The organism is Streptomyces sp. NPDC016459 (genome assembly GCF_040632845.1).
In the GTDB taxonomy this organism is placed as follows: domain Bacteria; phylum Actinomycetota; class Actinomycetes; order Streptomycetales; family Streptomycetaceae; genus Streptomyces.
Genome location: NZ_JBEYCR010000013.1, coordinates 1 through 12335, shown reverse-complemented (window position 1 = coordinate 12335; position 12335 = coordinate 1). Strand labels below are relative to the sequence as shown.

The window sequence follows — 12335 nt, the reverse complement described above, 5'->3', positions numbered from 1 at the left end:
CGGCCCGGCCGTCTAGGCTGGCCGGCATGGCCACGCTGATCCTCGTCCGGCACGGACGCTCCACCGCCAACACCTCCGGCGTCCTCGCCGGGCGCACGCCCGGGATCGCCCTCGACGAGCGGGGGGCCGCGCAGGCCGCGGCGCTCCCCGGGCGCCTCGCGGACGTCCCGCTCGCCGCCGTCGTCTCCAGCCCCCTCCAGCGCTGCCGGGAGACCGTACGGCCCCTCATCGAAGCCCGCCCGGACCTGCCGCTGCACGTCGAGGACCGGATCAACGAATGCGACTACGGCGACTGGTCGGGCCGCAAACTGGCCGAGCTGGGTGACGAACCCCTCATGGAGGTCGTGCAGGCGCACGCCTCCGCGGCGGCCTTCCCCGGCGGCGAGTCCATGCGCGCGATGCAGGCCCGCGCCGTGGACGCCGTCCACGACTGGAACGCCCGGATCGAGGCCGAGTACGGCGAGGACGCCTGCTACCTCATGTGCGCGCACGGCGACATCCTCAAGTCGATCGTGGCGGACGCCCTCGGTCTCCACCTCGACCTCTTCCAGCGCCTCCACGTCGACCCCTGCTCGGTCACCGTCATCCGCTACACGCGCCTGCGTCCCTTCCTCGTCCGCCTCGGCGACACCGGGGACTTCGCCGGTCTCGCGCCCCGTGACCACCCCGACAGCGGCGGGGCGGCCGAGGTCGGGGGCGGTGCGGGCGCACCGTGATCGCTCCGCGCAGTAGGGTGGACGCGCCGTTGTAGTACGACTGTCGAGACGCAAGGGAGCCGGGAAACGTGTCCCGTCAGGTGTTCCTCTACGACCCACCGGAGCGTTTCGTGGCCGGTACGGTCGGGCTGCCTGGCCGCCGTACGTTCTTCCTCCAGGCGTCCGCCGGCGGCCGTGTCACCAGCGTCGCCCTGGAGAAGACCCAGGTCGCCGCCCTCGCCGAGCGCATGGACGAACTCCTCGACGAGGTCGTGCGCCGCACCGGGGGCAACGCGCCCGTCCCCGCCGTCGCCCCCGCCGAGGTCGCCGACGCCGCCCCCCTCGACGTACCCGTCGAGGAGGAGTTCCGCGTCGGCACCATGGCGCTCGCCTGGGACGGCGAGGAGCAGCGCATGATCGTCGAGGCGCAGGCGCTCGTCGAGCTCGACGTGGACTCCGAGGAGGACCTGGCCGAGGCGGAGGAGCGGCTCCTCCAGGACGAGGAGAACGGCCCGCCGATGCTCCGGGTCCGCCTCAGCGGCGCACAGGCACGGGCCTTCGCCAAGAGGGCCCTGGACGTCGTGAACGCGGGCCGGCCGCCGTGCCCGCTGTGCAGCCTGCCGCTCGACCCCGAGGGGCACGTCTGCCCCCGCCAGAACGGATACCGTCGCGGAGCATGAGCAGCAGCCCCTCGACGCCGCCGGACGCCGAGCTGCTCACCCATGGTGAGCTGACCGTCCGGGGCCAGGTCCGCGAGGCCTCCAACGCCGTCCTGTACTGCTCCGTCGCCCACGGTGGCCGGGAGGCGGCCTGTGTCTACAAGCCGGTCGCGGGGGAGCGGCCGCTGTGGGACTTCCCCGACGGCACCCTCGCCCAGCGCGAGGTCGCCGCGTACGAGATCTCCGAGGCCACCGGCTGGGGCCTCGTCCCGCCGACGGTGCTCCGCGACGGGCCGTACGGCGAAGGCATGGTCCAGCTGTGGATCGAGGCCGACCCGGAGGCGCGCCTGCTGGCCCTCACCGAGGACGAGGAGGCAGGCGCGGGCTGGAAGGCCGTGGGGCCCGCCCAGCTCGACGAGGAACGCACCGCGCTCCTCGTCCACGCAGACACCCCCGAGCTGCGCCGGCTCGCGGTCCTGGACGCCGTCATCAACAACGGCGACCGCAAGGGCGGCCATCTGCTGCCGTCACCCGACGGACGCCTCTACGGCATCGACCACGGGGTCACCTTCCACGTCGACGACAAGCTGCGCACCCTGCTGTGGGGCTGGGCCGGCGAGGAACTGCCCGCCGAGGCGGCCGAGGTCCTCGACGCGCTCGACCGCTCCCTGGCACCCGGAGAACCCCTCGCCGCCCGTCTGGCGCAACTGCTCACCGGCGCCGAGGTCGCGGCGGTACGCGCCCGCGTGGTGGCGCTCCGAGCGACCGGACGGCACCCGGTGCCCTCGGGGGAGTGGCCCGCCATCCCCTGGCCCCCGGTCTGAGCGAGGCGAAAGGTTTCGGCCACGGCCGCCGACGGGAGCGCGCACCCCTGGGGCGTATGCACGCACGTCCTTGACCCGCAAGAGCGCCTAATCGGTCAAGATCTCGGATCCGGTTCGTATCCGGAACACCTGTCCGGTTACGCTCGGGTCATGCATGCCTGGCCCGCTTCTGAGGTCCCCGCCCTTCCCGGCAAGGGCCGCGACCTCCGGATCCACGACACCGCGACCGGCGGACGAGTCACCCTCGCCCCCGGCCCCGTCGCCCGTATCTACGTGTGCGGCATCACGCCGTACGACGCGACCCACATGGGTCACGCGGCGACCTACAACGCGTTCGACCTCGTTCAGCGCGTGTGGCTCGACACCAAGCGGCAGGTGCACTACGTCCAGAACGTCACGGACGTGGACGACCCGCTCCTGGAGCGCGCGATCCGCGACGGCATCGACTGGGTCGGCCTCGCCGAGCGCGAGACCGCCCTCTTCCGCGAGGACATGACCGCCCTGCGGATGCTGCCCCCGCAGCACTACATCGGCGCCGTCGAAGCCATACCCGGCATCGTCCCGCTCGTCGAGCGCCTCCGGGACTCCGGCGCCGCCTACGAGCTCGAGGGCGACGTCTACTTCTCCGTCGACGCCGACCCCCACTTCGGGCAGGTCTCGAACTACACCACCGAGCTGATGCGCCACCTCTCCGCCGAGCGCGGCGGCGACCCCGAGCGCCCCGGCAAGAAGAACCCGCTCGACCCCATGCTCTGGATGGCCGCCCGCGAGGGCGAGCCAAGCTGGGACGGCGGCAGCCTCGGCGCCGGCCGGCCCGGCTGGCACATCGAGTGCGTCGCCATCGCCCTCGACCACCTCGGCATGGGCTTCGACGTGCAGGGCGGCGGCTCCGACCTGATCTTCCCGCACCACGAGATGGGCGCCTCCCACGCCCAGACCCTCACCGGCGAGTTCCCCATGGCCAAGGCGTACGTCCACGCCGGCATGGTCGGTCTCGACGGCGAGAAGATGTCCAAGTCCCGGGGCAACCTGGTCTTCGTCTCCGCACTCCGCCGGGACGGCGTCGACCCCGCCGCCATCCGGCTCGCGCTGCTCTCGCACCGCTACCGCGACGACTGGGAGTGGACCGACCAGGTCCTCCAGGACGCCGTCGAGCGCCTCGGCCGCTGGCGCGCCGCGGTGTCCCGCCCGGACGGCCCGTCCGCCGACGCGCTCGTCGAGGAGCTCCGCGAGGCCCTCTCCGACGATCTCGACACCCCCACCGCGCTCGCCGCGGTCGACCGCTGGGCCGCGCGCCAGACGGCCGGGGGCGGCACCGACGACTCCGCTCCCGGGCTCGTCTCCCGTGCCGTCGACGCCCTCCTGGGCGTCGCTCTGTAGCGGGATCCCGCGCCCGACCGGGCTCGTGCGCGAACGCCCCCCGGACTCCTCGCGAGGTCGGGGGGCGGTTCGTCTTCCTAAGGGGCGGGCCGGACAGCTGTACGGGAGGGGCGGCCGCGCCGCCCCTCCCGTACAGGTCACTTCTCCGCGTCGCCGCTCGCGCCCTCGGTGGGCGGCTCGGGCCCCTCGGGCCCGCCGCGTCCGTCCCGTCCGTCGGCCTCGGGCGAGGCGCTCCCGCCCTGCTCCGAGCCCGCAGCGTCCGAGCCCGAGGCGTCCGAGCCCGCAGCCCCCGAGCCCGCAGCCTCCGAGCCTGCCGCTTCCGGACCCGCAGCTTCCGGACCCGCAGCTTCCGGCGCCGGAGGCGTCTCCGCGCCCGGGACCGCCTCCGGGCCCGGCTGCTCCGGCTTCGGGGGCTTCGTGCGGCCGCCGCCCGCGGCGTCCCGCAGGAACGGGGAGTCGCCGCCCTCCGTCGCAAGCCCGGGACCGGGCCCGCTGCCGGGCTCACGACGCCGCAGATACCGCTCGAACTCGCGGGCGATCGCATCACCCGAGGCCTCCGGCAGCTCCGCCGTGTCCCGGGCCTCCTCCAACGTCTGTACGTACTCGGCGACCTCGCTGTCCTCGGCGGCCAGCTGGTCCACGCCGACCTGCCAGGCCCGCGCGTCCTCGGGCAGCTCGCCCAGCGGGATGCGCAGACCGATCAGGTCCTCCAGCCGGTTGAGGAGCGCGAGCGTCGCCTTCGGGTTCGGCGGCTGCGACACGTAGTGCGGCACCGCCGCCCACAGGCTCACCGCCGGCACGCCCGCGTGGGTGCACGCCTCCTGGAGGATCCCCACGATGCCCGTCGGGCCCTCGTAGCGGGTCTCCTCCAGGTCCATCGTGCGCGCCAGGTCCGGGTCGGAGGTCACTCCGCTGACGGGGACCGGCCGCGTGTGCGGGGTGTCCCCGAGCAGGGCGCCCAGGATCACGACCATCTCGACGCCCAACTCGTGGGCGAAGGCGAGCAGCTCGTTGCAGAAGGAGCGCCAGCGCATCGACGGCTCGATCCCGCGCACCAGGACCAGGTCACGGGGCTTGTCGCCGCCGACCCTGACCACGGAGAGCCGGGTCGTGGGCCAGGTGATCTTCCGTACGCCGTTCTCCAGGAAGACCGTGGGCCGGTTGACCTGGAAGTCGTAGTAGTCCTCGGCGTCGAGCGCCGCGAACACCTCGCCCTTCCACTCCCGGTCCAGGTGGGCGACCGCGGTGGAGGCGGCGTCGCCGGCGTCGTTCCAGCCCTCGAACGCGGCCACCATGACCGGGTCGATCAGCTCGGGTACCCCCTCGAGCTCGATCACCCAGCGCCTCCTTTTCGAAGTTCCTGTCGTACGGACCAACCTTAAGGCTTCTCCGAGGTCCGCCCGCAGCCCCCGGACGTCCCCGAAAACCCGTGCGGCCTTGATCGACTACCCAGGAACGCACCCCCGCACACGGCGGTCCCGCTCCTCCCGAGCACGCGTCAGGGGCGGCCCCCCCGACGGGGAACCGCCCCTGCGCGCCACCGCGTTACTTCCGCAGCATCGCCTCGACGCCGTCGCGGATCTCGTCCGTGGCCAGGCCGCGGATGGTCAGGGTCGTACGGCGGCGCAGCACGTCGTCCGCCGTCTCGGCCCACTCGTGGTCACGGGCGTAGGCGACCTGCGCCCAGATCTCCGGCGCGTCCGGGTGGATGCGGCGGGCCAGGTCCGGGTTCTCGTTCGCCATGCGCGCGATGTCGAAGGACAGCGAGCCGTAGTGCGTCGCCAGGTGCTTCGCGGTGTCGGCTGCCATCCGGGGGCCGGGCGCCGGACCGTCGACGAGCAGCCGGTGCGCGACCGCGTTCGGGTTGGCTATGCCGGGCAGCGGCAGCCGCTTCGGCAGCGTCGACACCGACTCGTAGTCCTCGCCGAGCGGATGCCCGGGAAGCTGCTCCAGCTTCCTCATCACCGTGCGGCCGATGTGGCGGAAGGTCGTCCACTTGCCGCCGGCCACCGACAGCATGCCGCCGCGGCCCTCGGTGACGACCGTCTCGCGCTTGGCCTTGGAAGTGTCCCCGGGACCGCCCGGGAGCACCCGCAGACCGGCGAAGGCGTAGGTGATCAGGTCCCGCGACAACTGCTGGTCGCGGATGGAGAAGGCGGCCTCGTCCAGGATCTGGGCGGTGTCCTTCTCGGTGACCTCCACCTGGCCGGGATCGCCCTCGTACTCCTCGTCGGTGGTGCCGAGCAGCAGCATGTCCTCCCAGGGGAGGGCGAAGGTGATGCGGTACTTGTCGATCGGGGTGGCCAGGGCGGCCTTCCACGGCGAGGTCCGCTTGAGGACGAGGTGCGCGCCCTTGGAGAGGCGGATGGAGGGGGCCGCGTTCGGGTCCTCCATCTTCCGCAGGTGGTCGACCCAGGGGCCGGTCGCGTTGAGCACGAGACGGGCGGTGACGCCGAACTCGTCGCCGCTGGTGCGGTCCTTGAGCTCGGCGCCGGTGACCCGGCCCCGGGTGAAGCGCAGTCCGGTGACCTCGGCGTGGTTGAGGACGGTGGCACCGGCGTCGACCGCCGCGCGGACCGTCATCAGGGCCATGCGGGCGTCGTTCATCTGGTCGTCGCCGTAGACGGCGACGGCCTTCAGGTTGTCCGTGCGCAGCTCCGGCACGTCCTGCGCCGCCTTGGCGGGGGAGAGCAGGTGTCCGACGCCGTCACCGAACGCCGAGAGGGCGCTGTACGCGAAGACGCCGGCGCCGAGCTTGGCCGCGCCGTGCGGGCCGCCCTTGTAGACGGGCAGGTAGAAGGTGAGGGGGTTGGCGAGGTGCGGTGCCACCTGACGGGAGACCGCACGCCGCTCGAAGTGGTTCTCCGCCACCAGCTTCACCGCGCCGGTCTGCAGGTAGCGCAGACCGCCGTGGAGCAGCTTCGAGGAGGCGGAGGAGGTGGCGCCGGCGAAGTCGCCGGCGTCCACCAGGGCCACCCGCAGACCCGACTGTGCGGCGTGCCAGGCGGTGGAGATGCCCAGGATGCCGCCGCCGATCACCAGGAGGTCGTAGGTCGCCTTGGAAAGCCGGTCCCGGGTCTCGGCGCGGCTCGGGAGGGAGCCGGATGCCGGGTGCGTCCCCAGGGCGGGGACGCTTCGCAGGGTGGTCATGTCGATCGACTCCTCGTCAGTTCTCTTCGTCGAGCCAGCCCATGGAGCGTTCGACGGCCTTCAGCCAGCTCTTGTACTCGCTGTCACGTCGGTCGGCGTCCATGCGGGGGGTCCATTCCGCCGCCCGGCGCCAGTTGGCGCGCAGTGCGTCGGTGTCCGGCCAGAAGCCGACGGCGAGGCCGGCGGCGTAGGCCGCGCCGAGGCAGGTGGTCTCGGCGACCATCGGACGCACGACGGGCGCGTCCAGGAAGTCCGAGAGGGTCTGCATCAGCAGGTTGTTGGAGGTCATGCCGCCGTCGACCTTGAGCGCGGTCAGCTCGACGCCGGAGTCCTTCGTCATGGCGTCGGTGATCTCGCGGGTCTGCCAGGCGGTGGCTTCGAGGACGGCGCGGGCGATGTGCGCCTTGGTCACGTACCGGGTGAGGCCGGCGATCACGCCCCGGGCGTCGGAGCGCCAGTAGGGGGCGAACAGACCGGAGAAGGCCGGTACGAAGTAGGCGCCTCCGTTGTCCTCGACCGAGGACGCGAGGGTCTCGATCTCGGCGGCGGACTTGATGAGGCCCATCTGGTCGCGCATCCACTGCACCAGCGAACCGGTGACGGCGATCGAGCCCTCCAGGGCGTAGACCGGCTTCTCGTCGCCGATCTGGTAGCCGACCGTCGTCAGCAGGCCGCTGTAGGAGTTGATGATCTTGTCGCCGGTGTTCATCAGCATGAAGGTGCCGGTGCCGTACGTCGACTTCGCCTCGCCCTCGGCGAAACAGGTCTGTCCGAAGAGGGCGGCCTGCTGGTCACCGAGTGCCGAGGCGACCGGGACGCCGGCGAGGACGCCGTCCTTGACGTGGCCGTAGACCTCTGCGGAGGAGCGGATCTCGGGGAGGACGTTGAGGGGGACCCCCATCGACTCCGCGATCTTCTCGTCCCAGGCCAGCGTGTGCAGGTTCATCAGCATGGTGCGCGAGGCGTTGGTGACGTCGGTGACGTGCACGCCGCCGTCGGCGCCGCCGGTCAGGTTCCAGATGACCCACGAGTCCATGGTGCCGAAGAGGATGTCGCCGGCCTCGGCGCGTTCGCGCAGGCCCTCGACGTTGTCGAGCATCCAGCGGATCTTCGGGCCGGCGAAGTAGCTGGCCAGCGGCAGGCCGGTCTCGCGGCGGAAGCGGTCCTGGCCGACGTTGCGGCCGAGCTCCTTGCAGAGCGCGTCGGTGCGGGTGTCCTGCCAGACGAGGGCGTTGTGGACGGGCTCACCGGTGTTCCTGTCCCAGAGCAGGGTCGTCTCGCGCTGGTTGGTGATGCCGATGGCCTTGACGTCGGTGGCGGCGATGCCGCCCTTCGCCAGGGCGCCGGCGACGACCTCCTGGACGTTGGTCCAGATCTCCGCGGCGTCGTGCTCGACCCAGCCCGGCTTCGGGAAGATCTGCTCGTGCTCCTTCTGGTCGACCGAGACGATCCGGCCGTCCCTGTCGAAGACGATGCAGCGGGAGGAGGTGGTGCCCTGGTCGATGGCCGCGATGAACGGGCCGGAGGTGTGTGCGTCGGTCACGGTGTGCTCCAAGGGTGGTCTGGGAGAAGGACGGCTCAGGCGAACGCGATGGTGTAGATACCCGCGGCGAGGGCGCCACCGATCAGCGGTCCCGCGACCGGGATCCAGGCGTAGCCCCAGTCGGAGCCGCCCTTGTTCGGCAGCGGCAGCAGGGCGTGCACGATGCGCGGGCCGAGGTCACGGGCCGGGTTGATCGCGTAGCCGGTCGGGCCGCCGAGCGAGAGGCCGATGGAGACCACGACGAACGCGGTGATCAGGGCGCCTATGACGCCGAGGCCCTTGCCGCTGTCGTTGAGGCCCTGGGTGAGCACGGCCAGGACGAGCACGACGGTGCCGATGATCTCGGTGGCGAGGTTCTGCCAGGTGTTCCGGATCTCGGGGCCGGTGGAGAAGACGCCGAGTACGGGGCCGGGGCCCTCGATCGGCTCCTTCGCGGCGGCCTCCGGGTCGCTGAGGTGGGCCAGGAACTGGCCGTAGTAGGCCACCCAGACCAGTGCCGCACCGATCATCGCGCCGAGCATCTGGCCGGCGAAGTAGACGGGGACGTCGCCCCACTCTCCGTCCTTGATCGCGATTCCGACCGTGACGGCGGGGTTCAGATGGGCGCCCGAGAGGGAAGCCGTCATGTAGACGGCCGTCATGACGGCGAAGCCCCACCCGAAGGTGATCGCGAGCCAGCCCGCGTTGCGGGCCTTGGAGCCCTTGAGCGTGACGGCGGCACACACACCGCCGCCGAGCAGAATGAGAACGGCGGTACCGATGGTCTCGCCGAGGAAGATGTCGGAGCTGGACACCCGCGACTCCTTTGTCCTTCGTCCAGGGGAAGGCGAACCCCGGGTCCCTCCGGTGGTCCGCGCCCTCGTGTGAGGGCGTTACCGGCCCTTGGCGCTGCCACACTCTAACGCGTATTGCCGTTAAGTGTTCGGCATTGCCGACCGGTGAACGGAAGTTTTGCCCTCGGGTTAACAGCGCGTCAAGAGCCCGGGATGCGAAAAACCCGCCGATAACGGGATCGTTACCAGCGGGTTCGTGTCGGGTCCGGGTCGTACGGGGGACGCTCAGAAGCGCCGCGCCCCCAGATCCCGGGACACCGCACGGGCGCAGTCCCGGACGGCCGCCACCAGCTCCGGGCGCAGCTCCCCGGCGGGGCAGAGCCGCTCCACGGCGCCCGTGACCGCGACCGCGCCCACCGGCATCCGGCGCCGGTCGTGGATCGGCGCCGCCACCGAGGCCACACCCTCCCAGGTCTCCTCCACGTCCGCCGCCCAGCCCTGGGCCCGCGTCAGGTCGAGGAGTGACTCGAACGCGACGGGCTCCGTGGTCGTACGCTGGGTGAACCCCTCCCGCTCGACCTCCAGCACCTCGCTGTGCGCCACCGGGTCGTACGCCGATAGGACCTTGCCCAGCGCCGTGGAGTGCAGCGGCTGCATGGCCCCCACCTCCAGGACCTGACGGCTGTCGTCCGGCCGGAAGACGTGGTGGACGATCAGCACGCCCCGCTGGTGCAGCACCCCGAGGTGCACGCTCTCGCCGCTGGACCGTGCCAGGTCGTCCGTCCAGACCAGGGCCCGCGCCCGCAGCTCGTGCACGTCCAGATAGCTGTTGCCGAGTCGCAGCAGCTCCGCGCCCAGCTGGTAGCGGCCCGAGGCCGCGTCCTGCTCCACGAAGCCCTCCGCCTGGAGGGTGCGGAGGATGCCGTGGGCCGTACCCTTGGCGAGCCCGAGCGAGGACGCGATGTCCGACAGGCCGAGTCGGCGCTCGCCGCCCGCGAGCAGTCGCAGCATGGCCGCCGCCCGTTCAAGCGACTGGATGTTCTTCGCCATCGCCCGGCCTTCTCCCTCTCACGTTGTTCGACAATGCTGAACACTATCGGTCGATGCCGACCTCGCGTCACCCATGACAGTGTCGGACAAGAGGCGGCAGGACCGGGAGTCCCCGCACACAGGATGCCGTCCGGCCCGTGGGACGCCTTGTCCACCCCGGCCCGAGCGCGGTTACGCTGGCCCCGTGCACCCTCCACCGAGCGTGCAAAGCCGACAGCCGTCGCATCCCAGGGAGTTCATCCATGGCCTCGTTGCCGACCCCTTCCGCAGACAGCCGGAACCGCGCCGCAGCACTCCGCGAGGCACTCGCGAGCCGAGTGGTCGTCGCCGACGGCGCCATGGGCACCATGCTCCAGGCACAGGACCCGACCCTCGAGGACTTCGAGAACCTCGAAGGCTGCAACGAGATCCTGAACATCACCCGGCCCGACATCGTCCGTTCGGTCCACCAGGAGTACTTCTCCGCCGGCGTCGACTGCGTCGAGACCAACACCTTCGGCGCCAACCACGCGGCCCTGGGGGAGTACGACATCCCCGAGCGCGTCCACGAGCTCTCCGAGGCAGGCGCCCGGATCGCCCGCGAGGTCGCCGACGAGTTCACCGCCGCCACCGGCCGCCAGCGCTGGGTCCTCGGCTCCATCGGCCCCGGAACCAAGCTCCCCACCCTCGGCCACGCCCCCTACACCCTGCTGCGCGACGCCTACCAGCAGAACGCCGAGGGCCTCCTCGCCGGCGGAGCCGACGCGCTGCTCGTCGAGACCACCCAGGACCTGCTCCAGACCAAGTCCTCCGTCATCGGCGCCCGCCGCGCCCTCGACGCCCTAGGCGCCGACGTGCCGCTCATCGTCTCCGTCACCGTCGAGACCACCGGCACCATGCTGCTCGGCTCCGAGATCGGGGCCGCGCTCACCGCGCTCGAACCCCTCGGCATCGACATGATCGGCCTGAACTGCGCCACCGGCCCCGCCGAGATGAGCGAGCACCTCCGCTACCTCGCCCGCCACTCGCGCATCCCGCTCTCCTGCATGCCCAACGCCGGCCTGCCGGTCCTCACCTCCGACGGCGCCCACTACCCGCTCAGCCCCGCCGAGCTCGCCGACGCCCAGGAGACCTTCGTCCGGGAGTACGGCCTCTCCCTGATCGGCGGCTGCTGCGGTACGACCCCGGAGCACCTGCGACAGGTCGTCGAGCGGGTCCAGGGCCTCACCCCCGGCGCCCGCGACCCCCGCCCCGAGCCCGGCGCCGCCTCGCTCTACCAGACCGTGCCGTTCCGCCAGGACACGGCGTACATGGCGATCGGCGAGCGCACCAACGCCAACGGTTCGAAGAAGTTCCGCGAGGCGATGCTCGAAGCCCGCTGGGACGACTGCGTCGAGATGGCACGCGACCAGATCCGCGAGGGCGCGCACATGCTCGACCTGTGCGTGGACTACGTCGGTCGTGACGGCGTCGCCGACATGGCGGAGCTGGCCGGCCGCTTCGCCACCGCCTCCACCCTGCCCATCGTGCTCGACTCCACCGAGGTGGAGGTCCTGCGGGCCGGTCTGGAGAAGCTCGGCGGCCGGGCCGTGATCAACTCGGTGAACTACGAGGACGGCGACGGCCCCGAGTCCCGCTTCGCCAAGGTCACCCGGCTGGCCCAGGAGCACGGCGCCGCGCTGATCGCCCTCACCATCGACGAGGAGGGTCAGGCCCGTACGCCCGAGCACAAGGTCGCCATCGCCGAGAGGCTCATCGACGACCTGACCGGCAACTGGGGCATCCACGAGTCCGACATCCTCATCGACACCCTGACCTTCACCATCTGCACCGGCCAGGAGGAATCCCGCAAGGACGGCATCGCCACGATCGAGGCGATCCGCGAGCTGAAGCGGCGCCACCCGGACGTGCAGACCACGCTCGGCCTGTCCAACATCTCCTTCGGTCTGAACCCGGCCGCCCGCATCCTCCTCAACTCGGTCTTCCTCGACGAGTGCGTGAAGGCCGGCCTGGACTCGGCGATCGTCCACGCGAGCAAGATCCTGCCGATCGCCCGCTTCGACGACGAGCAGGTCACCACCGCCCTCGACCTGATCTACGACCGCCGCGCCGAGGGCTACGACCCGCTGCAGAAGCTGATGGCCCTCTTCGAGGGCGTCAACACCAAGTCGATGAAGGCCGGCAAGACCGAGGAGCTGCTCGCGCTGCCGCTGGAGGAGCGGCTGAAGCGCCGGATCGTCGACGGCGAGAAGAACGGCCTGGAGGCGGACCTCGACGAGGCC

At 71.6% G+C, this 12335-nt stretch carries 10 protein-coding genes; 5 read left to right on the top strand and 5 right to left on the bottom strand.

The features are described from left to right. Positions 1-26: 26 nt before the first annotated feature. The 4 genes from ABZ567_RS25705 (at position 27) to mshC (ending at position 3558) form a co-directional block, all read left to right on the top strand. The gene (locus ABZ567_RS25705; protein ID WP_360793880.1) at positions 27-716 is read left to right on the top strand and encodes a histidine phosphatase family protein; all 690 of its coding nucleotides are present in this window, start codon (positions 27-29) and stop codon (positions 714-716) included. A 68-nt stretch (positions 717-784) separates the two neighbouring features. After that, the gene (locus ABZ567_RS25700; protein ID WP_360793878.1) at positions 785-1375 is read left to right on the top strand and encodes a DUF3090 domain-containing protein; all 591 of its coding nucleotides are present in this window, start codon (positions 785-787) and stop codon (positions 1373-1375) included. Further along, positions 1372-2178 (top strand): SCO1664 family protein, encoded by an 807-nt coding sequence (locus ABZ567_RS25695; RefSeq protein WP_360793876.1) that lies wholly within the window; start codon positions 1372-1374, stop codon positions 2176-2178. Before ABZ567_RS25700 ends, ABZ567_RS25695 begins: the two co-directional genes overlap by 4 nt. Before the next feature lie 150 nt (positions 2179-2328). After that, positions 2329-3558, top strand: a complete 1230-nt coding sequence (gene mshC, locus ABZ567_RS25690) for a cysteine--1-D-myo-inosityl 2-amino-2-deoxy-alpha-D-glucopyranoside ligase (protein WP_360793874.1) — start codon at positions 2329-2331, stop codon at positions 3556-3558. Positions 3559-3695: 137 nt separating this feature from the next. Here mshC and ABZ567_RS25685 read toward each other — a convergent pair whose 3' ends face one another. The 5 genes from ABZ567_RS25685 to ABZ567_RS25665 all read right to left on the bottom strand — a co-directional run bounded on the left by ABZ567_RS25685 (position 3696) and on the right by ABZ567_RS25665 (position 10074). After that, on the bottom strand, positions 3696-4895 hold the full coding sequence (locus ABZ567_RS25685) for a PAC2 family protein (protein WP_360793872.1): 1200 nt from the start codon (positions 4893-4895) through the stop codon (positions 3696-3698). A 208-nt stretch (positions 4896-5103) separates the two neighbouring features. Continuing rightward, on the bottom strand, positions 5104-6708 hold the full coding sequence (locus tag ABZ567_RS25680) for a glycerol-3-phosphate dehydrogenase/oxidase (RefSeq protein WP_360793870.1): 1605 nt from the start codon (positions 6706-6708) through the stop codon (positions 5104-5106). Between the two features lie 16 nt (positions 6709-6724). Further along, positions 6725-8251 (bottom strand): glycerol kinase GlpK, encoded by a 1527-nt coding sequence (gene glpK, locus ABZ567_RS25675; RefSeq protein WP_360793868.1) that lies wholly within the window; start codon positions 8249-8251, stop codon positions 6725-6727. 35 nt (positions 8252-8286) lie between these two features. Then, positions 8287-9045: an MIP/aquaporin family protein gene (locus ABZ567_RS25670; protein ID WP_360793866.1), complete on the bottom strand. Its 759-nt coding sequence runs from the start codon at positions 9043-9045 to the stop codon at positions 8287-8289. 264 nt (positions 9046-9309) lie between these two features. Then, a complete protein-coding gene (locus tag ABZ567_RS25665; protein WP_360793864.1) occupies positions 9310-10074 on the bottom strand; it encodes an IclR family transcriptional regulator in 765 nt (254 codons plus the stop codon). 242 nt (positions 10075-10316) lie between these two features. Here ABZ567_RS25665 and ABZ567_RS25660 point away from each other — a divergent pair. Beyond that, positions 10317-12335: homocysteine S-methyltransferase family protein (locus ABZ567_RS25660; protein ID WP_360793862.1), on the top strand; the 2019-nt coding region annotated here is incomplete at its 3' end.